This is a genomic window from Ruegeria sp. CDSC054, from assembly GCF_059610645.1.
In genome coordinates, this window is sequence record NZ_JBXWOA010000010.1 from 131,230 (window position 1) to 154,495 (window position 23,266).

General features: G+C 55.6%; 20 protein-coding genes. 12 read left to right on the forward strand and 8 right to left on the reverse strand.

Translation table 11 applies throughout. From position 1 onward, the window contains the following. The first annotated feature begins 153 nt into the window (after positions 1 to 153). From AC2FGC_RS17820 to AC2FGC_RS17860, 9 genes are all read left to right on the forward strand, one after another. Complete coding sequence (locus AC2FGC_RS17820; RefSeq protein WP_496725166.1) at positions 154 to 1,008, forward strand: UDP-glucose 6-dehydrogenase family protein; 855 nt, start codon at positions 154 to 156, stop codon at positions 1,006 to 1,008. Next, entirely contained in the window at positions 999 to 2,285 is a 1,287-nt protein-coding gene (locus tag AC2FGC_RS17825) for a polysaccharide biosynthesis protein (protein WP_496783035.1), read from the forward strand. The genes AC2FGC_RS17820 and AC2FGC_RS17825 overlap by 10 nt, the downstream gene beginning before the upstream one ends. Positions 2,286 to 2,443: 158 nt before the next feature. Next, complete coding sequence (locus AC2FGC_RS17830; RefSeq protein WP_496783037.1) at positions 2,444 to 2,968, forward strand: hypothetical protein; 525 nt, start codon at positions 2,444 to 2,446, stop codon at positions 2,966 to 2,968. A 543-nt stretch (positions 2,969 to 3,511) separates the two neighbouring features. Continuing rightward, the gene (locus AC2FGC_RS17835) at positions 3,512 to 4,657 is read left to right on the forward strand and encodes a glycosyltransferase (protein ID WP_496725172.1); all 1,146 of its coding nucleotides are present in this window, start codon (positions 3,512 to 3,514) and stop codon (positions 4,655 to 4,657) included. Further along, complete coding sequence (locus AC2FGC_RS17840; RefSeq protein ID WP_496725174.1) at positions 4,650 to 5,189, forward strand: LbetaH domain-containing protein; 540 nt, start codon at positions 4,650 to 4,652, stop codon at positions 5,187 to 5,189. The genes AC2FGC_RS17835 and AC2FGC_RS17840 overlap by 8 nt, the downstream gene beginning before the upstream one ends. Next, on the forward strand, positions 5,186 to 6,106 hold the full coding sequence (locus AC2FGC_RS17845) for a glycosyltransferase family 2 protein (protein WP_496783039.1): 921 nt from the start codon (positions 5,186 to 5,188) through the stop codon (positions 6,104 to 6,106). The genes AC2FGC_RS17840 and AC2FGC_RS17845 overlap by 4 nt, the downstream gene beginning before the upstream one ends. 22 nt (positions 6,107 to 6,128) lie before the next feature. Beyond that, positions 6,129 to 6,890, forward strand: a complete 762-nt coding sequence (locus tag AC2FGC_RS17850; RefSeq protein WP_496783040.1) for a glycosyltransferase family 2 protein — start codon at positions 6,129 to 6,131, stop codon at positions 6,888 to 6,890. Between the two features lie 549 nt (positions 6,891 to 7,439). Further along, a complete protein-coding gene (locus tag AC2FGC_RS17855) occupies positions 7,440 to 9,227 on the forward strand; it encodes an FAD-dependent oxidoreductase (RefSeq protein WP_496725180.1) in 1,788 nt (595 codons plus the stop codon). 33 nt (positions 9,228 to 9,260) lie between these two features. Beyond that, the gene (locus AC2FGC_RS17860) at positions 9,261 to 12,542 is read left to right on the forward strand and encodes an adenylate/guanylate cyclase domain-containing protein (RefSeq protein WP_496725182.1); all 3,282 of its coding nucleotides are present in this window, start codon (positions 9,261 to 9,263) and stop codon (positions 12,540 to 12,542) included. Here AC2FGC_RS17860 and AC2FGC_RS17865 read toward each other — a convergent pair whose 3' ends face one another. The 4 genes from AC2FGC_RS17865 to AC2FGC_RS17880 all read right to left on the reverse strand — a co-directional run bounded on the left by AC2FGC_RS17865 (position 12,543) and on the right by AC2FGC_RS17880 (position 16,558). Next, positions 12,543 to 13,478 carry a polyprenyl synthetase family protein gene (locus AC2FGC_RS17865; RefSeq protein WP_496725184.1) on the reverse strand — a complete coding sequence of 312 codons (936 nt, stop codon included), beginning with the start codon at positions 13,476 to 13,478 and terminating at the stop codon, positions 12,543 to 12,545. Next, entirely contained in the window at positions 13,475 to 13,951 is a 477-nt protein-coding gene (locus AC2FGC_RS17870; protein WP_496725186.1) for a hypothetical protein, read from the reverse strand. The genes AC2FGC_RS17865 and AC2FGC_RS17870 overlap by 4 nt, the downstream gene beginning before the upstream one ends. Before the next feature lie 479 nt (positions 13,952 to 14,430). Further along, positions 14,431 to 15,555: an amidohydrolase gene (locus AC2FGC_RS17875; RefSeq protein WP_496783042.1), complete on the reverse strand. Its 1,125-nt coding sequence runs from the start codon at positions 15,553 to 15,555 to the stop codon at positions 14,431 to 14,433. Beyond that, positions 15,548 to 16,558 carry a pyridoxal-phosphate dependent enzyme gene (locus AC2FGC_RS17880; protein ID WP_496783043.1) on the reverse strand — a complete coding sequence of 337 codons (1,011 nt, stop codon included), beginning with the start codon at positions 16,556 to 16,558 and terminating at the stop codon, positions 15,548 to 15,550. Before AC2FGC_RS17880 ends, AC2FGC_RS17875 begins: the two co-directional genes overlap by 8 nt. An 88-nt stretch (positions 16,559 to 16,646) precedes the next feature. Between AC2FGC_RS17880 and AC2FGC_RS17885 the strand changes: the two genes are divergently transcribed. Then, entirely contained in the window at positions 16,647 to 17,126 is a 480-nt protein-coding gene (locus AC2FGC_RS17885; protein ID WP_496769167.1) for an Lrp/AsnC family transcriptional regulator, read from the forward strand. Between the two features lie 117 nt (positions 17,127 to 17,243). Here AC2FGC_RS17885 and AC2FGC_RS17890 read toward each other — a convergent pair whose 3' ends face one another. The 3 genes from AC2FGC_RS17890 to AC2FGC_RS17900 are packed head-to-tail and all read right to left on the reverse strand — an operon-like array spanning position 17,244 to position 19,612. Further along, positions 17,244 to 18,155 carry an NAD(P)-dependent oxidoreductase gene (locus AC2FGC_RS17890; protein ID WP_496783045.1) on the reverse strand — a complete coding sequence of 304 codons (912 nt, stop codon included), beginning with the start codon at positions 18,153 to 18,155 and terminating at the stop codon, positions 17,244 to 17,246. A gap of 30 nt (positions 18,156 to 18,185) precedes the next feature. Then, positions 18,186 to 18,734, reverse strand: coding sequence for an isochorismatase family protein (locus AC2FGC_RS17895; RefSeq protein WP_496783047.1), 549 nt, complete (start codon positions 18,732 to 18,734; stop codon positions 18,186 to 18,188). An 11-nt stretch (positions 18,735 to 18,745) separates the two neighbouring features. Beyond that, positions 18,746 to 19,612 carry a HalD/BesD family halogenase gene (locus AC2FGC_RS17900; protein WP_496783049.1) on the reverse strand — a complete coding sequence of 289 codons (867 nt, stop codon included), beginning with the start codon at positions 19,610 to 19,612 and terminating at the stop codon, positions 18,746 to 18,748. Positions 19,613 to 19,730: 118 nt separating this feature from the next. Here AC2FGC_RS17900 and AC2FGC_RS17905 point away from each other — a divergent pair, with 118 nt between their 5' ends. Next, on the forward strand, positions 19,731 to 20,606 hold the full coding sequence (locus AC2FGC_RS17905) for a LysR family transcriptional regulator (RefSeq protein ID WP_496725200.1): 876 nt from the start codon (positions 19,731 to 19,733) through the stop codon (positions 20,604 to 20,606). A 291-nt stretch (positions 20,607 to 20,897) separates the two neighbouring features. On the opposite strand, the gene AC2FGC_RS17910 is transcribed toward AC2FGC_RS17905, so the two are convergent. Beyond that, positions 20,898 to 21,863, reverse strand: coding sequence for an NAD(P)-dependent oxidoreductase (locus tag AC2FGC_RS17910; protein ID WP_496725202.1), 966 nt, complete (start codon positions 21,861 to 21,863; stop codon positions 20,898 to 20,900). Between the two features lie 134 nt (positions 21,864 to 21,997). On the opposite strand from AC2FGC_RS17910, the gene AC2FGC_RS17915 reads away from it, so the two are divergent. Further along, the gene (locus tag AC2FGC_RS17915) at positions 21,998 to 22,873 is read left to right on the forward strand and encodes a LysR family transcriptional regulator (protein WP_496783051.1); all 876 of its coding nucleotides are present in this window, start codon (positions 21,998 to 22,000) and stop codon (positions 22,871 to 22,873) included. Positions 22,874 to 23,266: the final 393 nt, after the last annotated feature.

A 23,266-nucleotide genomic window follows, 5' to 3' on the forward strand; every position in this document is an offset into this window, starting at 1 on the left:
TAACAGCCTGGCCGCGCCTTCCGCGGTTTCTTTCAAACGCTGTCAAGCAACTTGGCAATGCCGAGCTCAACACAGTACGTATGCTGGCTGGTTCCGAAGCGGGCTGAAAGACAACGGGATACATAACTGCACCCCCGGCGCGCTCAGCACCAAATGGAGCAATTTGACACCGCCTCGGTCCAGCATTGGCCCAACTGCGGGTTGGCGTTCCGGCATTCTTTCGAATATCGCTCGAAACATCATTCAAACCCCGGCAAATTTCAAAACGGATCGCGTATTTTGCTCTTCACAATAGCTGATAGATTCGGTTGCTTTTCCACGGGGCATTGCGCGAGTGCGCGGTATTCTGGCGCTTCAGCGCTGTGTTTTGACAACAAATCATGTGTCGTGGATACAGTCGGCACGGCGGCCGGGCTGATTGCCAACAAAGAAGATGTATTGCGGCCGGCTTTTCTGAAAGATCTGGACATCCGCAATATATGCCCCGGCTTGGGCAACCTGAAAGTCATCAAAGACGTTTTGTCGGAACTGCGCGTCGGTAGCAGGTACATTGACATTTCGAGTGGTATTAGCGGCTGCCTCCTCCCTTTGAGCGCCGGCCAAATAATGCTCAAATTCAAAGCCCTTCAGCAAAAATTGACCCTCGCCTTTCAGAAACCAAACCGCATTCGCAAGGATTTCCCGGTCGATCATTCCCTGGCGACCAGAGCGAGTTCCTTAGGCACCTACGATCTGACAGTGGACACTAGTTCGAACAATTTCACACCGACCACTATCCAGAAATTTTTGAGGGCGCTGAAGACCAAGAGAATAAACGTGTTCGCCTATCAATCAGTGTTGCAAGATCAGGAAAATTTCGGCCACTCCGCAGGCCTTCGCAAATTGTCTTTCCTGGAGGTTTTCGGTTCGCCCAGAGGCGTGTCTGCCCAAGATATTGCCCGAGGCCTTTTTGGCGGCAATCAAGGGCAGGTAGCGAATTGGATCCAAGGAGCCAGATCGTGGCATTGACGCTTTCTGGCAGCATATCTGCGTTTGCGGTTCGGGGCAGCGTTGTGGGTTGCAATTTCATTGCGATGCTCGCGATCGGCTCGATGGCAGAGCCGTCAACCTATGGCGCATTTGTTTTTCTATGGTCCGGCGCACTCTTGTTCTCCTCACTGATCTCTTTTGGTGCGCCGCTATACCTGCTCAAGGAAATGGCACTCTCTCTCACGTCTGGCGGGTATGACGCCAGCACTGCGGCCCGGCTTATCTTTGTCTTTCCTTTCGCGCTGACTGCAGTTGCTGTCCCGGTAATCCTGCACGCCGGACCCCACATCATCGCGTTCTTTCCCGATTTACCCGGCACCGACAGCACCGCGCTGATTCTGCTGGTACTGCTAGGCTTTCTGATCAACCTGAACAGCTGCATGTGCAGCCTGTTTCACGGTCTGAACCTATTGAATACCTCGATGTTTCTGAAGGACGCCGCTCCTCAGCTTTTTGCTCTGACCAGCACCGCAGTCCTGTTTTTCACGGCCGAGGTGAAACTGACCTGGATGCTTAGAAGCACTGCAGCCTTGCTGACGCTGTTATGCCTGTTTGAAGCTGTTTTTTTCCTGAGCCTCAACCGAAAGGCCGGGCTGATCCGCCGAAAAGGGCGGCGCGGTTCGTTCACGCCTTATTATTGGGGCGGCACGATCACAGGCATTGCTTGGGCTCAGATCGATATTCTGATCGGAGCGTACCTGATGAGTGCCGAACAGCTGGGCCTTTACAATATCGTGCGTCGCATCTGCAATTTCGTGACACTGCCCCTGTCGATCGCAACCTGGCTTACCGTTGGCAAGTTCTCGCGCGCGTTTCAGGCTAAGGACGCCGGAGCCCTGCAAGACACAGTGCGCGCCTCGCTGGTGCTGTCAAACGGAGCCGGTGCGGTTCTGACGCTGGTCGTCATCGCGCTGATCCTGCCAATTCAAAGTTTCTACGACTTTCCGGCCCACACAAATTTCCTGCCGGTCTGGGGTATCCTGATCATCCAATCCGTCACCAGCCTGCTCTTTGCTCCGTCGACGACCATGGCCCAGACATCGGGGTTGGAAGCCAGCGCCATGTTTGCCCGTCTGTGGGGAATTGCCGCTTACCTGCTTTTGGCAGCAACCTTGTCAGCATGGTTCACCGGACCGGTGCTGAATGGTGTAGCTTTGCTGGCGGGCACTCTTGCGCTCAACCTCTATGTCTGGTGGAGAGTAACAGAACGCTTCGGCATCGATTCATCAGCGTTCAGTTTAGTTCGGCGGGCGTAGTAGAGATGATGTTTCTAGCCAGTTTGTTGACGGTTGTGTTCGCCTGCTTGTGCACTCTGTTACCTTTATGGTGCGCTAACAAATATGGCGTTATCCGATACTTCTCACCGCTTCACATCTGTTGCGGGTTAGCTTTTCTCGGGATCACACTGAAAGTAGTGACGTATCAGATTTATCCGGATATTGCATTTTACCTGCGTTACACTGCGGACTCTTTTGCACTTTTTTGGGGAACCTTCTACGTAACGCTATTTATCGTTGCCTTGTGTTGCGGCTACCTGTTGTTGTGCACCAAAGGGCGCTTTGTACCAGCTCTATTCAAGCCCGAACATATGCCGGCCCTACGGATTCGCTGGCTGCTTTTGCCAATGGCTATTGGGACCACGTTATTCATAACTCAAGTGCTATTCTCCCAGCGTGGGCTAAGTGTGTTCAATCCTTATTCATTTCTGATTGTAAACACGGTCAAACAATATGGGTTGAATGCAAACAGCGTGGGATCCACCGGCGCCTTGGTCAAAGTTTTCTACACTATTCCCAGAACACTATTCGTTCTCTGCGTCCTGTGGGCCATGGCGACTGGCCAACGCAAAGCAGTCTTTGCCGCTTCGGTTACGTTTGTTGCCTTAGTTTTTGCGGCATTGGCATCAGGCGACAGGTTCGACATATTTCATGGACGTTAACGTCTCAGCAATACTCGTTACAACAATGGAGCCGCGTCACAACTTGTATGGCGAATCTTATACTTGGTGGACATTTGGCTGGATTCCCCGAGCATTTTGGCCGGACAAGCCATCAACTGATGCAGGCACATACCTAAAGCGTGATGTTCTTGGACACGGCAGCACCTCCGTTGGAGCTATCAATGTAACTGGACCAGGAGAAGCGTTTATCAACTTTCGATGGGCCGGGGTCGCAGTGGGGTTCTTTCTTGGAATCTTGTTTCGCTGCTTAGAATTGCTGTTGCTACTTCATAGGCATTCAACGCGTCACACCTTCATTTTTTATTCGGTTGTAGCAGTTCCACTGATCGTCTCATGCCTTCAATCCAGTTTCAGTGCGGCGCTCGTGTCTGCCGCGTTGGCAACTGCGTTGTGTGCAGGAACCAAAGCTATCTTTTTATCCGACGGTCGACGACTTCGCCGACACCACAGATTACTTTCGCGTAAACTGGCTGAACCTAATATCTGAACTCAAAAAATCCGCTTTGACGAAAGCTCTCCTAAATGAAAATCCTACACGTCAGCCCGGCATTTTATCCGGCCGCATATTGGGGTGGACCTATCTATTCGACCAAGGCGATCTGCGACAGCACTCATGAGGCCGGGGCCTCGATCACGGTGTTGAGCACAGACTCGGCAGGGCCTCGCCGCAGCGACAGATTGCCCTCTGATGCCGGGCAAACAATGCCCTACCCCGTCCGCTACCTTCGCCGTATCGCCGGTGCCAGCATATCGCTGATGCTTCTGGCCCGCCTGCCGGGCGCCATTGCCAAGGCCGATCTGGTGCATTTGACGGGAACCTTCAGTTTTTCAACACTGCCGACCCTTCTGTTGGCCAAGCTGATCGGGCGACCCGTGGTCTGGTCACCTAGGGGTGCTATCCAGGCGACACTCGAGTGGAAAGACAGTCCCAAGCAAGCGACCAAGCGGCGATTTCTGGCGCTGGCATCGCGACTTCTGCCCCGCCGCAGTCGGTTGCACGCCACGGCGGCCGTCGAGGCCGAAGCCAACGGGCATTTCTTTCCCGATGTTCCCGGCGCAGTAATCGCCAACAGTGTCCAGATGCCGATAGAGATGCCGCCCCATCAGGACAGCGATACATTTCGCCTGATCTTTGTCAGTCGGCTGCATCCTAAAAAAGGCCTGGACCTTTTGATCAAGGCGATGGGCGAGTTGCCAAAGGATGTCACGTTGGACATTTATGGCAGCGGAGATCCTGCGTATTCGGAAGACGTCCATTCCATGGCCGCCAGCCTGCCCGGACGTGTCATGGTGCATGGTCATTTAACGGATGACGCAAAGGCGCGGGCCTTTGCCAATGCCGATCTCTTCGTCCTGCCAAGTCATTCCGAGAACTTCGGGATAGTCGTGGCAGAGGCTTTGGCGCATGGCGTCCCTGCCCTGACTACGACGAATACGCCTTGGGCCCTGTTGGATGAAACCGGTTGTGGACGCTGCATCCCCCTGTCCGCAGAAAACCTGACCCGGACAATTGCCGAACTCAGAAGCGATGATCTGCAGGCGATGGGCGCGCGGGGACGCACCTTGGCTGCCGAGCGGTTTTCGCAAGCGGCAATGGGTGAGCGGTTCATGGCACTGTACAAAGAAGTGCTGTCGAACGCGCCCGAAGGGGCATATGCGAATGGTTGACGTCAACCTCAACCGCAAGGCCCGCAAGTGGAGTCGGAAAGAACAAGTGGCACGGGTGCTGTGGGTACTGGCCCAGCCATTGTTCAGGCTGGTTCCGCGTCCCTGTTGGGGATGGCGCCGCATGTTGTTGCGCTGTTTCGGTGCGCAGGTCGGGCCGCAGGTTCATATCTATCCCAGTGTTCGGATCACAATGCCCTGGAACCTTAGTCTTGGGGCGCAATGCGCGGTTGGAGACAGAGCTATTCTCTACGCGCTCGGGAGGATCGAAATCGGGGCACGGGCGACGATATCGCAGGGCGCGCATCTTTGCGCTGGCAGCCATGACCTCTCTGATCCCAGCCGCCCTCTGACAAAGCCGCCGATCTGCATCGGCGAAGATGCGTGGATTTGTGCTGATGCCTTTGTCGGCCCGAATGTCCGGGTCGGGGTTGGTGCAATCGTCGGTGCGCGGGCGGTTGCGATGCGGAATGTTCCCGAGCGCCGGATCGCCGTCGGAAATCCGGCCCGGCTTACAGAACGGGAACTTCCATGACAGAAAGTAAAACGGTTCACGGCGGACACCTCACCGTTGTCATACTGACGTATAACGAAGAGCGCCACATCGCCCGTGCAATTGGCTCTGTGCGCGACGTTGCGCAGCGGATTGTGGTGGTCGACAGCGGATCGGACGACCGTACGACAGAGATCGCCCGAGGTCTTGAGGCTGAGGTCCTGAGCAATCCATGGCGCAACCACGCGACCCAGTTCAATTGGGCACTGGACCAGCTGGCCGATCAGACAGAATGGGTGTTGCGGCTGGATGCGGATGAGATTGTCTCGGATAAGCTCGCAGGCCAGATCTCTGCGGCAATATCTTCCGCGCCAGACACAACTGACGGCTTCACTGTTGGTCGCCGCATGTGTTTTCTGGGGCGGCCCATTCGCCATGGCGGCTTGTTTCCGACCGCGATGCTGCGCCTGTTTCGGCATGGCAAGGGACGATGTGAGAACCGTTGGATGGACGAGCATATCAAGGTCGAGGGCAACACCGGCGCGCTGTCCGGCGAGCTGCTGGATGACAATCTCAACAGCCTTTCCTGGTGGACGGACAAGCATAACGCATATGCCAGCCGGGAAGTCGTCGACATGCTGAACCACGAGTTCCAGTTTATGCCCATTGATACGGTGGCGGGCCTGGGCCAGGGGCAAGCCGGTGTGAAACGGTGGCTGAAGGAAAAGGTCTACGCCCGAATGCCGGGGGGTTTACGGGCGTTTTTGTACTTCCTCTACCGCTACGTTCTGCGCCTTGGATTTCTGGACGGGCGCGAAGGGTTGGCATTTCACGTGCTGCAGGGGTTTTGGTACCGGTTTCTGGTCGATGCCAAGCTGCAGGAAGTGCGCGGGTACATGGACCGGACAGGCGACAGCGCCCCAGAGGCGATCCGGGCCGTATTGAGAATTGAAGTTTAGGCAGGACCCGAGTTCAAAAATAATGAAGTTTTCAATTCTTACAGCGGTTTGGAACCGTGCCGAAACTCTTCCGGATGCCTTGAAAAGCCTCGATACTCAGAGCTACGACAACTATGAACACGTGGTTCAGGACGGAGCGTCTAACGACGGAACGCTGGAGTTACTAAACGGGCGAACTGATCCTCGGATGCGGCTTGTTAGCGAGCCGGACAAAGGGATCTACGACGCGCTGAACAAGGCGACAGCCCGGGCGACCGGCGATGTGATCGGCTTGTTGCATTCGGATGACTTCTTTGCGCATAGGGATGTGCTGGCGCGGGTCGCGCAGATGTTTCAGGACACCGATGCAGATGCGGTTTATGGTGATCTGGATTACGTCTCGGGACAGGATACCAACAAGGTTATCCGCCATTGGGTTTCTGGAACTTACAGCCCCGACAAGTTGAAACGCGGGTGGATGCCGCCGCATCCCAGCCTGTTCATCAAACGTGATGTCATCACGCGCTGGGGTGCTTATGATGACAATCTACGAATATCGGCCGACTACGAGAGCATTCTGCGGTATTTTGGCAAAGGCGGTATTTCCGCCGCCTACATCCCGGAAGTACTGACCAAGATGCGCCTTGGTGGAGCAAGCAACGGGAGCATCCGTCGGATTCTCCTGAAAACAAAAGAAGACTATGAAGCAATTCGGCGCAACAGGGTTGGTAGAGCCTCCACACTTGCTCTGAAGAATGTGCGGAAGGTGCCGCAACTTTTTTTGAGTAGAGCCCCATCAAAGTAAGATTGCTTCGCAAAATTATCACCTTGGCCGAATTTAGGGCCATCGCCTCGATCTCTACAAAGCTACAATTTGATCTCGCCGAGATTGGATCGAGGCGGAGTTAGAAAACGAACTTAATCGCAATGTCAAAAACGAACCTCACGCTCTACTTTGTGACCGGTGAGAGAATGCTTAGAAACGAGGAAGCGCAGCGCTAACCGGTTCATGGATGTCCCGCCAAGTCCTAACGTCTGCACCGCGCATACCGGCGGCTTTCAAGGGTTTGAAGCCAAACTTGACCAAAAAGCACGGGTGAAGTTGACGGCATTGGCGTGCACCTAAGTTTTGTTGCCTTTGCAATTTAGGGTCCAAGCCCAATCCCTGAACTTTTATTTCAAAGCAGCTTGCAATGCCGCGACACATTCCGTTGCCTTTCGTCCTGCGGATCATTTTCCTGCAACACTCTGAAAATGTTTCCTTTGATGCCCCAAGCAGCGTAACCTTAGATAAGTTTTGACGTCGCCGGTTTGGAATTGCAGGCTTGTGACGCAGAAAACCGGGGGAGTGAGCATGCATAAAGTAACTATCGTCGGGGCCGGGATTGCCGGGCTCACCGCGGCTCTTCGCTTGTTGGAGCGGGGATACCACGTCACACTGTATGAGCAGGACAATTTCATTGGTGGAATGTTGCGGTCCCATAAGGAGCACGACCACGGTGATTACCCGCGCGAGCACAGTTATCACATGCTGTGCAATTGGTATTACAACTTCTGGTCGGTCGCCAAAGACCTTGGGATCGAAGATAACTTCACACCACGCGAAGCCTTCAAGTTTCTCTATGACGGCGATCTCGACAACATGCCCGAAATGGTGAACCCGGGCGGCATTCAGGATTTTTACCGCAACCTCACCGGTGGCGCAGCGCCGCCTGCTGAACTATTCCTGTTCATGTATTCGATGGTCGATCTGCTTTCGATCCCGGACAGTGAAGATGACAAGCTTGACCGGATGTCGTTCAACGGCTGGCTGCGTGGACGGCCCTATTGCACCGATGAAGTCGCCCAACTTCATGAGAAGATCTGGCAAACCGTGTGGGCGATTGACAGCTGGCAAGCTTCGGCGCGCAGCTACAAGACCTTCCTGAAGTACGGCAACCGCGTTCCGGTTCCGCAGCTTTGGCTGTTTGATGGGTCCAAGAAAGAAACTCTGATCGATCCCTTCCACAAAAAGCTTGATCAGTTCGGAGACCGGTTTGAGCTCAAGTACCGCCACCGAATTCGCGAAGTGCATCCCAACGCAGACGGCACTCGGATCGAACGGCTGGTGTTTGACAAGGTAACCAAATCGCCATCAGTTAACCCCAAATGGGGGATCGCAAAGAAAGACATCGAAGTGGATGTGAGCGATGAGAACGTGATCATCAGTATTACACCCGGTGCAATGGCATCGATGGTGACCGATGATTTGTACAATGCCGACCCTGCCCTAGGCCAGTTGAGGTATCTGGAGGCCGAGCCGATGGCGTCGGTGGAGCTTTATCTCAAGCGGAAACTACCCGGCATCCCTACGGAAGTGGTGGTTTTCATGGATACGCCCTATGAGATGACGTTCCTCAACTACTCGGCGACGTGGGGCCTCAAAAACACCTTCCTTTATGTGACGGTATCGGATTTTAAATCGCTGTTGTCTGTAAAACCCGAACGCCGAGACGAAAACCAGAACCTCATTCTGGATCTCAAAAACCCCAAAACCGCGATCGACTATATTCTGCGAGAAATCACTGCCAAGTTAGAAATAACCGAGGCCGATATCGATCTGTTCCAAACCTCTGTCGACACAAATACGGGCGAAGAGCTTTTTGCCAATCTAACCGGCAGCTGGGAACATCGCCCCGAGGTCAACACCAAGTTCGAAAACCTGTTTCTGGCAGGAACTTATGTCAGAAATTTCGCGGATGTTTCGACCGTCGAAGGCGCTTGTGCAACAGGGTTGATCGCAGCCGAAGGCGTACGTCAGGCCGCGCAGAGAGAACCGGACAAAGGCGATGCAGGTAAACCGGTAGAGGTGATTACACCCGATTTCTATCCCAGTCAGATGTTTCAGACGCTCAAGATCGCTTGGGCACCTTATGCCGCCAGTGCAAAAGCCTGGACGCTTGCGGACAAAGCGCTGGGTATCAACAAGCTATGGCCACCAAAAGACTTCAAGTTCCCGAAGTCGAAATTCACGCCAAGCCCAGAGAACCTTGGTTCCCTGTTTACGGATTGGCTGCCTGCAAGTAAGTGGAACGAAAAGACTTTGGGCCTTGGTCCAATGTTCTGGAACTATACAGAAGACGGCAAGCCCCGTAAAAAGTAACCAAGAATAACTCGCACGAGTAAGAGACGACTGATGACTACTAAATCGATTGCGGCATGGCTGAACGAAATTGGCCTGCCACAATACACCGAACTGTTTGATGAGAACGGCATCGACCTGGACATTCTTGAAGATGTGACCGGCGACCATCTCAGAGAAATGGGTGTCACGGTGTTGGGTCATCGGCTCAAGATCAGCAAGGCGATCGCGGCGATGAAGCCGGACGCGGCACAGCCCAGACCCAGCGGAGCCATGACGGGCGAGGAAAGCGCCGAACGGCGGCACCTTACGATCATGTTTTGTGATCTGGTTGGCTCGACCGCCCTGTCGGCGCGGCTTGATCCTGAAGATTATCGCGACCTTATGGCGTTGTATCAGGATACCGTGTCGCAGTTGATCAAAGATGCCAGGGGGCACGTGGCGCAATACCTTGGTGATGGCGTTGTAATCTATTTTGGCTATCCGGTCGCCCAAGAGGACGCGGCAGAACGCGCATGCCGCGCGGCTTTGGAGATTGTCGAGGCCGTCACCGGCCTGGATACTGCAGCTGGTGATCGCCTGCAGGTCCGCATCGGCATTGCAACCGGATTGGTGGTGGCCGGCGATCTTGACCAGCTCGGAGTGAACTCGACGTCTGCCGTGGCTGGCGATACGCCCAATCTTGCCGCCAGATTGCAGGGCCTGGCAAAGCCGGGACAAATTGTAATCGGCAAAAGGACGCACTCGCTGCTGGGGGATATGTTCGTCTATGAAGCGCTGGAGAACATCCATCTGAAGGGGTTTGAGCCCGGTCAGGTGGCGTGGCGTGTCATATCCACAGCACAGCGCCAGGACCGGTTCGCCGTCACCTCGGCACGGCGGCAGCTTACGCCTCTGGTCGGTCGCACGCAGGAACGGACACGCCTGATGTCGGCTTGGGAAGATGCCAAATCCAAGAAGGGGAATGTTTGCCTTGTCTCAGGTGAGGCTGGCATCGGCAAAAGCCGCCTCACATATGAGGTGGTGGATCAGGCCAAGGGCGAAGGTGCAACCGTTCTCCACCTGCAATCCGCACCTTATTTTGAGAACACGGCCCTGTACCCTATCCGCCGTCAGATCGAAAACGTGCTCGGGTTCAAGGAAGACGATGACAGCGAAGCCCGGCTGGACAAGCTGGAAAAACTGGTCGTCGCCGAAGACGATCTGAACGAAGCCCGCGCGCTGATGGCGTCTTTGTTTTCGCTGCCCTGTGACAGGTATCCACCGCTGAACCTGTCGCCCGAGCTGCAAAAGACCCGCACGATCGACATGCTGATCGAACAGGTCATCGTTCTGTCCAAGCGGGCACCATTGTTGGTGCATTTTGAAGACTTACACTGGATCGACCCCACATCGCTGGATTTGCTGACCAAATTCGCAGCCAAACTCGCCGATCATCAGATCTTGTTGCTTGTGACCTGCAGGCCGGAATTCACCCATGATTGGCAGGTGGATCATCTGGAAACCTGCGAACTCGCGCGCCTCAAGCCAGCCGAAGTCGAAGAGCTGTTGGACAGTATGACAGGTTCGGATGCTTTTTCGGCCGAGCAGCGCCAGCAATTGCTGGAACGGTCAGATGGCGTACCGCTGTTTGCCGAAGAGCTGACCCGCTCTGCGATGGAATTCAGAAACAGCGCGGATTTGGTGCCTGAAACACTGCAAGACAGTTTGATGGCGCGTCTCGACAAGCTGGGGGCCGCCCGCGAATACGCCCAGATCGGGGCCGTGATCGGCCGGGAATTCGATGTCGACCTGCTGTCTCAGGTGACCGGAACTCCGCTGCCCGAGCTCTCAGACTCGCTTTCGCAACTCGGTGACGCAGACCTCGCATACCCGGACCAAACCGGTCACAGCCTGATGTTCCGCCATGCCTTGATTCAGGAGGCCGCGTACCGGTCCATATTGCGGCGGCGGCGGCAACAATTGCATGGCAAGATTGCCGAAACACTGGAAGAAAAATTTCCCGAACGCTGCAAGTCCGGTCCGGAACAGGTGGCAAACCATTTTGTTGCCGCCGGTCTGGGCGACCGGTCAGTTCCCTATTGGCTGACAGCTGGTAAATCTGCCTGGAGTCGGGCCTCGATGAAGGAGGCACTGGCGCAGCTTAGCAACGGATTGGAATATGTCGGCGAGGTCGACGACCTGGCTGATCGCGCCAAGTTGGAGCTGCAATTGCAGTCAACCATCGGCGTCGTGCACTTTGCGGCGACCAGCTATGCCTCGCCACAGGCGCAGACCGCTTTTGAGCGCTCCCGCGAGCTGTTTCTGGATGTTGACGACCCCGACCTGCGCGTTGCGGTTCTTTACGGCATCGGGGCATTTGAAACCATGCGTGGCGATGTAAGCTCGGGGCACGAGACCTTTGCGGCGCTTGCTGACGAGGCGACGCGCAGCGGCAATGCCCGCTATGAAGTCTATTCCGCCTCGATGCAGGCATGGTCCCATTTCAACCGTGGCGACTACGCCGAGTCGGTGCGTTATGGCGAACGGGTGCTGCAGCTTTATGAAGAAGGCATTTGGGACCAGCCGGGGCCGCGCCTGTCGGCCGCAGAGCCCAAAGTGATCTCAGAATGTTTCCGGGCAGCGGCGCTTTGGTCTCTGGGCCGCCCGGATCAGGCGGTGAAGGTCGGCAACGACATCCTTAATTACACCCGGTCGCTGCCAGACCCCTATTCGCTTGTCTATGCTCTGTCCAACGGTGTGATCCGCATTCACGACTGGAACGGTGACTGGAAACAGGTCATGGACCTGACCGAAGAATGCAGCGCGGTTGCCGGAGAATATGGCTACAGGTTCCTGGGTGTCTGGGCATCGTTCTGGCGCGCCCGGGCGATGGCAAAACTCGGTCAACTGGAAGAGGCCGAAAAGATCACGGCCACGGCTGTTGCTGCCTGTAAGAATGCTGGTGTCCATTACCACCGCGTCTGCTTCGAAGCCAATCACGCGCGCTTGCTGCTGGCGCAGGACCGGATCGAGGATGCTGCACGTGTTCTGGACGGGCTAGACCAACCATTGCAAGATGGAGGCGAACTGAACCACGTCCTTGACTTGCGTCTGGTCAAAGGGGAACTGGCGCAGAAACGTGGCGATACCAGTGGCGCAGAGCGACATTATCGCGCTGCCTTTGACGCGGCCGAAAGCCGGTCCGCGCTGGCATGGCAACTGCGCGCGGCACTGGGTCTGGCAACCTTGCTACCTACAAAAGACGCGCAACGCGCGCTTATCGAACCGCTGGTGGCGCAGTTCGAAGAAGGGTTCGACAGCCAGTATCTGAAAGCGGCACGCGCCTATTTGTGATCAGCGGGCTTCGCCCAAAGCCCGCGTGCGATCCACAAGTGTGATCAGCTTTTTGGGGTTCCGGGCAAATCGATTTGCCTCAGCTATCGCGCTTGCAGCGATCCGGTCCAGTTCGGCCTCGGCTTCTGGCAATGCGGCGCGAAAGGCCTCGGCCAGGGCGTCGTAATTTTCCGGGTTTGGATCGCGGAACATTTCAGCGATCACAGGCTCGCGCACGGCGATCGCGGCTGGCAGGGTTAGAATCCCGTCGCGGATATCCTCTTCACCCCCACCGCCCAGGGCTTCGGTTCCACGCACGTCGGACACGTCATCACAGGCGTGATACAGGGTGCCCAGCAGACCACCGAAATGGCGCAACCCCTCGCTACGGTCACCGAGACAAGCAGCCACCTCAAACATCGAACCAGTGTCTTCCTGCGCCAGCTTGCGCCAATCCTCGACCCCGCGCGGCATCGTGCGGCTGTTCCACTGCGCGATCTCGGCCGCGCCAAGCCGGGACATTAGCTCGGACAACAACCCGACCACCTTCGGCTCGGTCGCCATCATCCGATAGCCTTCCGCAACCATGAACCCGGACGTCATCAGCGCCGCAAGTTGCCCAAAGGCCGTGTGCATGGTCGGTTTGCCGCGCCGTTCGTCCGACTGGTCCAGAATGTCGTCCACAACCAGCGTCATGTTATGAAACAGCTCAAGCGTTACGGCCGACTGGATGGTCTCATCCGTGATCTCCTCGCTGCCGACAGCCGTCTGACAGGCAAAGATGGTCAATGGGCGAAAATACTTTGAGCCGGCCAGAAATTGTTCTTCCAACTGCGGGCGCATCTCTTCCGGCGTGGATTCAACCCACGCGCCGATGGCTGTGCGCAACCGTTCGGTCTCAGACTCAAATCCCAGTTCCGGTATCACCCAATCGGCGCGGGCACCTTCGTTATTCATGGTTTGGATTTTGCATAGCGATGGGGGCCTTCCCGGTCGTCACCCTCGGGGCCGACTGACTTGCGAAGCTCAGCCTCGATTTCCATAAGATCACGTTGCAACAGTTTTGCCTCGCTCAGCGACAGATCCGATATTTCGCGCAACACGGCACGGGCCTTGTCCAGCACGATCAGCTGTCTGGCCTCCAATGACGGGCCATCCGCACTGGGTATGGTTGCTTCGATCGCGTCTGTCCCTTGGGTCGAGACGATGGTCGCAATCTGCTGCCAGTACCGCAAAGCTGAACTGAGCCACCGGGCTTGTGCCTGTGCAAGCAGAAACATCACGTCGGGTTCGACCCGTGCACCCTTTTCGCTGTAGTCCCGCAGCGAGCCTAGAACACCCTCAAGCGCTTCCAGATACATCGCCACCATATCGTCAATCGAGCCGGGGTTCCCAAACTCATTGCGTGATGATCCATCGTCTTGATTCATCTTGCTACTCCATTGCCCGCATCGTCATAAAGTTCTGTAGATTCAGAGTTTTGTTACCGATTGTCACTGTATATTCACACCGCGTTTGGGCATGGGTTGATTTGATTTTCAGTAAAACAAGAAGATCGCCGCGCAATCAAGTACCGAGATATGTTAACCATCTATTAACCTTTGGGATCTGCCGTCGGCGTAAGAAAAAAGCACCCGCCTCGCAGGTTTTGGTTCATATGGCGCGGAAGACGATACGAAACAGAGTCGCCGCGATCTGCCGGGTCGAAGTTCGTGACCATGAGGCTTTGCGTCACCTGCTTCCCACAATGTTTCTGGGTCTCGATGCGACCGACCCTAGCGGTGGTCACCAGATGAAGTGGCCCAACAAAGAGAACATTTGCCGCATGAGATCAGCCGAAGGTTCGATTGGGGACAGCAGGGGTGGAAAAATTGCCCATTATTGACGTTTGCTCAGGCGTCACTTGCCATCAAAATTCCCGTCGTGCCGTGCTGGTCCAGAACGCAATCCCGTGCCTGATTGCTTCATCGTTAAAATCATACGACGGGTTATGAAGCGGCATCGAATTGTTGCCCTCCACTCCGTTGCCCATCAGGATGAAGGCCCCGGGGCGGTGGGCAAGAAACTCTGCAAAATCTTCAGAGAATCCTACCCGACCGTAATCCGCATCAACGCTGCCAACCTCACGAGCGGCACCCGCGATCATGTCAGTGGCTCTGGCATCGTTCACCAATGGCCGGAAGGAAGTCGAGTAATCAACCTCCGCCTCTGCGCCTTGCGCGGCACAAACACCGGCGACAATGGTGCGCATTCGGCGCTCGATATTTTCGGACACATCCCTGGAAAAGCCCCGGCAATCCCCCCTTAGGGTTACGTTGCTGGGCAAGATGTTTCGTGCACCGTCTGTCAGGAACTCCGTTACGGAAACCACCGCATGCTCGCTCGCCGAAACCGAGCGAGAGACGATCGATTGCAACTGCTGCACAATTGCGGCCCCAGTCACAATCGGATCAACGCCTTTTTCCGGCATCGACGCGTGCCCGCCCTGACCCTGAACGCGTATCTCAAAATTATCCTCGAACGCGCAGAATGAGCCCGCTTGAGTGGCAAAGTGACCAAGCTCCATTCCGGGCATGTTGTGAAGGCCAAAGATTGCGGCCATCGGGAAGCGTACAAACAAACCGTCCGAGATCATCGCGACTGCCCCGTTTCCGTTTTCTTCGTCCGGCTGAAAGATGAAGTGAATGGTGCGGTCAAAAGACGGGTCTGCCGCAAGCTCCAGCGCGGCACCCAGCAGCATGGTGCTGTGGCCATCATGGCCACATCCATGAAACTTGCCTTCCGTTCCCGAACGGTACGGCAAGTTGGTGGCCTCGTGTATCGGCAGCGCGTCCATGTCGGCTCGAAAACCGATTGCTGTTTCGTCCGGACCACGGCGCAAGGTGGCCACAATGCCCGTGCGGCCTACACCCCGAGTGACCTCAAGCCCTGCGCGCTCCAACTCGGTCGCGATCAGATCCGAGGTCCGATCAATGTCGAAGCCTATTTCAGGGTGAGCATGCAGATCACGGCGAAACGCAACGAGATCAAGCATCGGGAACATCTCCCTCGGACAGCACGATCAACGGCAATTTGGCCTCGTCCGTCAACAAGGCTGCAAGCCCCGCTGCGCCAGATGGCGTAGTGGAAAAGCCCAGATCGCGAGCATGTTTTACAGCGTCCACGGCCTGCAAGTCAGTGACCGTTACCCAGTCGTCGGCGCACCGTTCCAGAATTTCGAAAGCCAACATAGAAGGCGTTTTGCAGTCCAAGCGCCCCATATTGGACACGGGGCCCTCAACCGTTACGATCTGTCCCGCCCGGGCGCTTTCGGCAAGGCAAGGGGCTGCATCAGGTTCGACCACTATGATCTTTGGCTGAACCGACCAGGTGGACCGGATCATGTAAGCGATCCCCGCAGCCAGCCCACCAACACCTGCCTGCAAGTAAACGTGGCTTGGCCAATTCCCAGAGCTTTCCAACTCTGTCTGCATTTCTTCGGCGATGACGGTATAGCCTTCCATTACCAACCGCGGAGGTTCCGTATATCCAGGCCACGATCCATCGGCGAGGTGGATTGAGCCGGACGCCTCGGCGTCGGCTATGGCTGCCGCAACGCTCGCCTCGTAATCGTCGCCCGATCGGACAACTTCCGCGCCTTTGTCCTGCAAGCGAATTGCAAAATCCTCTGGCACTGTTTCGGCAAGGTGAATGCGGGCCTTTGCGCCAAACAGCCGCGCTCCGGCCGCCACGGCCATGCCATGATTACCTGCACTGGCACAGACAAAAGTCATCGTGCGTGCGATGGTTTTTACGGAATCATCCAAATAGGCGTTTGCTTCCAAAGGGTGGCCGACGCGCGCTTCTATCAGCTTGGCAACAGCGTAAACGCCTCCGAGAGCTTTGAAAGCGCCCAATCCCATCCTGTTGGTTTCGTCCTTGATCAGAATAGGTCTGTCTTGGAGACTGCGTGTCTCCAACGGACTTGGTTTATAGGCGGGGCATGTAGCCAGCAGAGCCAGCGGTTTTGCAACATCGAGTATCGTTGGATTTTTCATACCGAAAGTTGTACACGCGAAGGATGACCTATTATGGTCAATTTTTCCGAATTTTCGGGAAATTTTCTTACCCTATAGGGAATTTCTCATGAAACTCGATCAGTATGACCGAAACCTGCTTCAGTTGATGCAAGCCGATGCCAAGATGGGCCTCGAAAAGCTTGCGTCCGAGACAGGCTTGTCCGTGGCCTCCGTTCAGCGGCGGTTAAAGGCGCTCAGAACCTCGGGCGCAATTCTTTCAGAAGTTGCAATCGTTGATCCCAAAAAGCTGGGTGTCGCGATGAGCTTCATTGTCATGGTCGAATTGGAACGCGAACGTCAGGATCAGATCGACGCATTCTCTCGTCAGGCGCAATCAGAGCCTATGGTACAGCAGTGCTATTACATCACCGGAGACGCCGACTTCTGTCTCGTCTGCTCCGCAAAGGATATGGATGATTTTCAGGAACTCACGAAACGATTGTTCTTCGACAACTCAAACGTCCGTCGCTTTCGCACATCTGTTGTCATGGGAAGAAAGAAAGTCGGTTTGGGTATTCCTGTTCAGGATGTTGGGTTGGAACGGTAAGAATCAACATTTACGCCAGCTACCACGTCAAAGCGGTACGTCGAATGTTGGGCCGCGGATGCGCTTATTAACCAGCGCCGCGGGACCTTGGGGTTAGGGCCCAGATTGGGCCCCTCGTTATTTTTCCCAGTGCGGGATCCAATCCCCGTCAAGGCGAAGTGACACGCCAGCATTGTCTTCTTCAAGCTTCACCACATGCAATTCGCCCTTGTCGCCCCCGTATCTTTCGCGGGCCGCTTCGAACTGCGTGCATACCAGCCGTGTGGCAGGGGCGGCGGTGCCGGCGTCGTCGCAGGCCTCAACGATCAGGCCCAGATCCTTTTGGCACAGATCCAGTGTGAAGGACGGATCATAATGTCCGGCAAAAACGGACGGGGCGTCGTGATGCATGCACCAACTTTCGCTAGCCCCGATCTTAAGCGCGTCCCAGGCCCGTGACAGATCGACACCTGATTTCACCGCCATGACAAGTGCTTCACCCATGGCTGTCGCGTGGATGGCCCAAAGCTGATTGCTGGCCAGTTTCGTCACGGACCCGCTGCCGCTGGGGCCCATGTAATGAAGCGGACCCATCAGTTCCATCACGGGGCGAATACGCGCGACAGTCGCCTCATCCCCACCTGCAAATTGGGGCATGTTGCCGGTGCGTGCACCATCGACGGCACCTGTGACCGGCGCATCAATCAACTGTACACCGTTTTCAGCAAAGGTGGCGGCAAGCTCGCGCACAAAAGCCGGCTTGTTGGTTGTCATATCCACCCAAACCTGCCCCGCGGACATGGCGGATCGCAGCCCAACGTCGCCACCTACCACTTGTTCGATTTGCTTTGGTCCAAAGACCATGGTGAACACGATGTCCGCCGCTTGCGCGGCTGCCGCAGGGGTCTCTGCCCACTTCGCCCCAAGCGCCAGGTGCTCTTCTGCCCGGTTCCGATCAAGGTCGCAGACCGTTAGGTCATGCCCGCCCTTAATCAGGTTCAGGGCCGCCGGGCCGCCCATTGTGCCAAGCCCAATAAATCCAATGCGCATCTTCGCCGTCCTCGGGGTTAGTTATATTGCTTACGCGTTCAGGATGATGTCGGTCGAACATACCTCACCAAACTCACCCTGCAGGTTGGCGAGCGTGACCGAATGTATCTGCTCGGCGCTGTGGGTCACCCCGTCCGGCCCGGTCGCGTCATAAGACCAGACGGCATCAGAGGCATAAACCATCTCAAAGCCCAGACTGCTTGCAGAGCGCGCGGCGGACCCGGCGCAGTGATTGGCCGTGGCCCCGCAGATGACTACACGCTCGATGTTGTCAGCGCGAAGATCGGCCTCGAGCGAGGTTCCGGCAAAGGCGCTGGAGACGTATTTGATGATCACCGGCTCGTCCCCTTGCGGTGCTGCAAAGGGTTGAACAACAGCACCAGGCGCATCCGCATGAAATGGATCATCGGGGTCAAGCCCGTGGTGGTGCACATGGACGATCTTGTCACCTTGCGCGCGAAACCGGCTGAGAAGTCGGCCAATATTTTCGCCTGCCTCGGGGCACGATCGCACGGCACCGGCGGCATCCTCATGGGCCAGCGCCATTTGCACATCAATGACGAGTAGAGCAGTTTTCATGGCTTGGTCCTTTATGCGTTGATAGTGGAGGCTGCGCGCTCCGCGAGAATATTTTTGACGCGATCACCATAGATCCGGATGTTGATGTCGTCGCTGATCACGCGGCCTTCCTGTTCGTCATAGGTCATGATCGCGGTGACGCGGGGGGTCGACCCTTCGACCTCTGTCACCCCGTGCAAAGAATAGCCACCGCGAAACAGGGTAAAAGTACCGGCGCCCCGGTCAAACTTCTGTGCATGGGACATATCGCCAGCAAGCAAACGATCCACCGCCTCGCGGTCTTCGGTTTCGTCGGTGCGCGAGTTCGGCAAGAAGGCAAAGTCACCACCGGTTTCAGCGGCCTGCAACAGCAGCGTCACGGTGCATTCCGTCGTATCATAGTGCCAGGCGTGCCAGCTTCCTGGATGCAGGGCGACGACATTCAGCGCCTGAAACTCATCGGCACAGCGATGCAGAACCTCTTTCTTTTGGACGCGGCGCACAAAGTCTGTCAAACGCGGCGACTGATAAAGCTGTTGGATGAGTGTTTCCTTTGGCAGCTGATCGTCCGCCAATTGCGTTGCCACATGCGTATATTCCTTACGGCGCGGATCATCCTTGGGCAGCGACGGATCAATTGCGCCCTGGTAGATGTTGCGCTTGATAGTCAGCACGTCAGCGGTGGGCAGCAAGGCGTTGGATTCATCGGCCAGTGCTGCCAGTGCCTCGGGACGGATAAACCCATCCAGATTGCACCAGCCATTTTCCTCCATCTGGTCCTGACAGGTCTTGAGAAACGCAGCGCCTTCGGCACTTTCCAGATCCGCAATGGGATAGCGCTCCAGATCCACAAGGCTCAATACCATGTCGGTGTCTGTATCTTGATTGATCTCCGGCATAGATCGCTCCTTTTTTCTGGTCGACTTCGTCGTCGGTTGCTTTTGTCTAACTGCCGACCGGAATGAAGGAAAATGAAACAATTTGCGTCCATGCACATAAAAAACTTATGAATGGGCAATGAAAAGCAATCTCAATCTGAACTGGCTTCGCACTTTCGAGGCCGCCGCACGTCATTTAAGCTTTACCGCCGCCAGTCGAGAGCTGGGGCTGACACAAACGGCTGTCAGTCAACACATGAAGGCGCTGGAAGGTCAGCTGGGGCAGAAGCTGTTCATTCGCAAGGCCAAAAGCCTGCAACTGACGGAAATCGGCCGGGCCTATTTGATATCAGTCCGGGATTCACTGGAGCACATCGCATTTTCCACAAACGGGCTGTTTAGGCCTGCCTTGGAGACGACGATCGTTGTGCGGGCGTCGGCGGCCATGATCATTTGGCTGGCGCCGCAACTTGCGACCTTTCAGACAGCTCATCCCGGTATCGGGATCAAACTTGTCACCTCTCTGTGGCAGAGCGGCCAGGAAGGGCATCCCGTGGACGTTGACATCCAGTTGGCTCCGCAAACCCATTCCGACACGCGCATGGTCAAGCTTTCTGATGAATTCATCGTTCCAGTTTGCGGTGTGCGCACCGCGCCAATGATCAAAACACCCGAGGACCTGATGGCGCACGCTGCCATTCACGTTCTCGGGTTCGACGACCATTGGGCGCGGTATCTGTCGGCCCGTGGTCTGCCCAATGCTGATATATCTCCGCGCCTTATCGTCGATACCTCGGTCGCCGCTTGCGAATTGGTGGCCGCGGAAAGCGGCTGCACTATTATGATCAACCGGTTCGCGCAGCAGGCCATCGCGAGCGGGCGCCAGATCAGAATTGTCGGTGCCCCCGTTGATACGGGTCAGGCTCACTACGTCTTGCAACACAAAACAGGTACGGCCGGATCACACGATTCCACCGCTTTTTGCGAGTGGTTAAAAACCCGTTTTTTAACCTGATCTTCTGTCTGGCTCCAACGCCAGTGAGACAGTTTAAATTTATTCAATTAGAGAAGGTTGCTGGTACATAGTATGCGCCAATGAGATTATGTACCGGCACGCCGGATTCCTCTTGGTTCTCATAGTCGCTGGCCGTCAGCGCGGCAGTGGTGAACCTATCAGGTGCACTCACTCCCGCTTCGACCAGATCGCGATCGACTCTTGATAGATGCTCGATTCCCGCGGCCGTCAGGTTGCGCGTTGCTGGGTGCCCGCCGAATGTACAGATGCGCTACAATTCAGCCGTTTTTTTTATTCAGCGGCTTCGCGTTCAAAACCTTGCGGGATCACCTCGTAACCGGGTTCTTCCGGCTCATCATCCATCATTTCCGGCGGAAACCCGGGGGCGAGAATATCCAGACCTGTGGCCTCTTCCAGACGTTTGATGATGTTGGGCGAAAAACAACGCTCGCCATAGCGCTCGATGCCGTCCTCGAAAATCTGCACCAGCATAGGCGAGATTTCCAGCGGCACGTTGTGGCGGTCGGCCACCTGCTGGAACAGACCGGCATCCTTTTTGACCAGGTCCATGGTAAAGGAAATGTCCCGGCTGCCGTTCAGGATCACCTGGCTTTCGGTTTCATGCACAAAAGACGTGCCGGAGCTGATCTTCATCGCTTCATAGGTCGTGTTCAGGTCCATGCCGGCTGCCTTGGCGGTGACCAGCGCTTCGCAGCAGGTGACAAGATTGGCCGTGGCCAGATAGTTCGTCACAACTTTCAGAACCGAAGCCGAGCCCAGATCGCCAGTGTGCAGAATGCGGCGACCCATGGTTTTCAGGAAAGGCGCGATGCGGTCAAACGTAGCACGATCGCACCCCGCAAAGATCGAGATATTGCCCGTCGCCGCGCGGTGGCATCCACCCGAAACCGGGCAATCCACGGCTGCGCCTCCTGCGTCCATCACCATTGCGCCCAGGCGTTTGACCTCGGCCTCGTCAGTGGTGGACATCTCCATCCAGATTTTGCCCGGTTTCACCTCGGGCAGCATCTGTTGCATGACAACATCCGAAGCGGCAGGAGACGGCAGACAGGTGATAACAGCATCGCAATCGCGCATCAGTTGGCCCGGGCTTTCACCCCGGGCTGCCCCACGCGACACGAAATCATCCACAAGTTCGGGATTGAGGTCATGCACCGTTAGATCAATGCCGTTCCGCAGCAAACTGCCACTGAGTTTCCCGCCGACATTTCCAAGACCAATAAACCCAACTTTCATGTGCGTGCTTCCCTGTTCCAGTTCCTGCCGGATGATCGGCAAAGATGTTACTTTGAAAAAAACTACAGACGTTGATGGCAAGGTGTAAAACGAATAAAACCGGCAGGTATCAGCGAAAATTTTCGGTGCTAAGAATGCCGCGATCTCCTAACCCTATCTGGCTTCGGTCCTTTGAATGCGCAGCGCGGCATCTGAGCTTTACTGCTGCCGCAGCCGAGCTGGGTATCACACAATCGGCACTCAGCCTTCATGTCCGCTCGCTGGAAGCACAACTTGGCTGCCCCTTGTTCTATCGTGCCGCACGCAATCTTAGCCTGACCGAAGTTGGTCAGGCATACGCTTTTTCCGTGCGGCAAGCCCTGAGAGACATCGATCTGTCAACGATCAGCCTGTTCGGATCAAACCAGAAGCACGAGCTGGTCGTGCGCGCGCCAATATCTACAGCGACCTTGTTTCTCGCTCATAGGCTGCCCGAGTTTTTGCGGATTCATCCCGATATTTCCATAAAGCTGATCTCGAACATTTGGGCTGAATCCGCAGGCCGCGAAAATGTCGATGTTGAACTGAGGACAGGAAGTGGCGATTGGAATGAAATCCCCTCTCGGAAAATATCTACTGAACGTATCGTCCCAATTGCCCCCAAGATGGTCGAGGAAGAAACCCCTTCCATCGAAGATCTGCAACAACGGCCACTCATTCACATTCTGGGTTTCCAGCAAATGTGGGAACGGTATTTTTCCGCAATCGGGGTTCGACAAACCCAATTCGCATCAACCTTTGTGGTCGACACGACAATAGCCGCAGTGGACATCGTGGCCGCAGGTGGCGGCAATGCGATCGTTATCGAGAGGTTTGCCAAAACCGCAGTTGAGACCGGAAGAAAGGTCGCCATAGTTGGTGAAGCAGTTCCTATAGAACAGAGCCACTATTTGATTTCAGGGCAAAACACAAAAGCGGATGCGGTAGCCAAACAGCGTTTTGAAGCTTGGCTGGAAGACATCTTTCGATAAACTATGGAAATTCTCCTTCGTCTAAACGTCTGTTGTTTATGAGTGTTCAGTTCAGAGATTTTTGGGATAGTAAATGGTGAGCCAGCGACGACGCGCCCGCTATGAACAGTATTCGGACGTTGGAGTCAGCGCAGCAAATGATCACTCGGTATCGCATTTTCTGTTAAAACCTACTAATCGCAGACATCCAAACATGTCTGACGTCAGAGCCTATCGGTCCAAATAGGTTGATTTGCTAAGGGTGGGATTATTGCTCTGCATAGCCACAGAGAAGTAGACGATGAGAAAGCATTGATCGGACCTGCTTCAAATTCTCGGTTGTGCATTTGAACCCAACGAGTGTCTCATCAGGTTGTAATGTGTTCATTGGATCTTAGCAGTGTTCGACGCGTC

Excerpts from the sequence above, each read along its gene's own strand:
- AC2FGC_RS17835 (WP_496725172.1), top strand. The coding sequence starts at position 3,512 with ATGAAAATCCTACACGTCAGCCCGGCATTTTATCCGGCCGCATATTGG.
- AC2FGC_RS17895 (WP_496783047.1), bottom strand. The coding sequence starts at position 18,734 with ATGAAAACTGCTCTACTCGTCATTGATGTGCAAATGGCGCTGGCCCAT.
- AC2FGC_RS17860 (WP_496725182.1), top strand. The coding sequence starts at position 9,261 with ATGACTACTAAATCGATTGCGGCATGGCTGAACGAAATTGGCCTGCCA.
- AC2FGC_RS17820 (WP_496725166.1), top strand. The coding sequence starts at position 154 with ATGGAGCAATTTGACACCGCCTCGGTCCAGCATTGGCCCAACTGCGGG.
- AC2FGC_RS17855 (WP_496725180.1), top strand. The coding sequence starts at position 7,440 with ATGCATAAAGTAACTATCGTCGGGGCCGGGATTGCCGGGCTCACCGCG.
- AC2FGC_RS17910 (WP_496725202.1), bottom strand. The coding sequence starts at position 21,863 with ATGAAAGTTGGGTTTATTGGTCTTGGAAATGTCGGCGGGAAACTCAGT.
- AC2FGC_RS17875 (WP_496783042.1), bottom strand. The coding sequence starts at position 15,555 with ATGCTTGATCTCGTTGCGTTTCGCCGTGATCTGCATGCTCACCCTGAA.
- AC2FGC_RS17900 (WP_496783049.1), bottom strand. The coding sequence starts at position 19,612 with ATGCCGGAGATCAATCAAGATACAGACACCGACATGGTATTGAGCCTT.
- AC2FGC_RS17905 (WP_496725200.1), top strand. The coding sequence starts at position 19,731 with ATGAAAAGCAATCTCAATCTGAACTGGCTTCGCACTTTCGAGGCCGCC.
- AC2FGC_RS17915 (WP_496783051.1), top strand. The coding sequence starts at position 21,998 with ATGCCGCGATCTCCTAACCCTATCTGGCTTCGGTCCTTTGAATGCGCA.
- AC2FGC_RS17885 (WP_496769167.1), top strand. The coding sequence starts at position 16,647 with ATGAAACTCGATCAGTATGACCGAAACCTGCTTCAGTTGATGCAAGCC.
- AC2FGC_RS17845 (WP_496783039.1), top strand. The coding sequence starts at position 5,186 with ATGACAGAAAGTAAAACGGTTCACGGCGGACACCTCACCGTTGTCATA.
- AC2FGC_RS17870 (WP_496725186.1), bottom strand. The coding sequence starts at position 13,951 with ATGAATCAAGACGATGGATCATCACGCAATGAGTTTGGGAACCCCGGC.
- AC2FGC_RS17880 (WP_496783043.1), bottom strand. The coding sequence starts at position 16,558 with ATGAAAAATCCAACGATACTCGATGTTGCAAAACCGCTGGCTCTGCTG.
- AC2FGC_RS17890 (WP_496783045.1), bottom strand. The coding sequence starts at position 18,155 with ATGCGCATTGGATTTATTGGGCTTGGCACAATGGGCGGCCCGGCGGCC.
- AC2FGC_RS17850 (WP_496783040.1), top strand. The coding sequence starts at position 6,129 with ATGAAGTTTTCAATTCTTACAGCGGTTTGGAACCGTGCCGAAACTCTT.
- AC2FGC_RS17840 (WP_496725174.1), top strand. The coding sequence starts at position 4,650 with ATGGTTGACGTCAACCTCAACCGCAAGGCCCGCAAGTGGAGTCGGAAA.
- AC2FGC_RS17865 (WP_496725184.1), bottom strand. The coding sequence starts at position 13,478 with ATGAATAACGAAGGTGCCCGCGCCGATTGGGTGATACCGGAACTGGGA.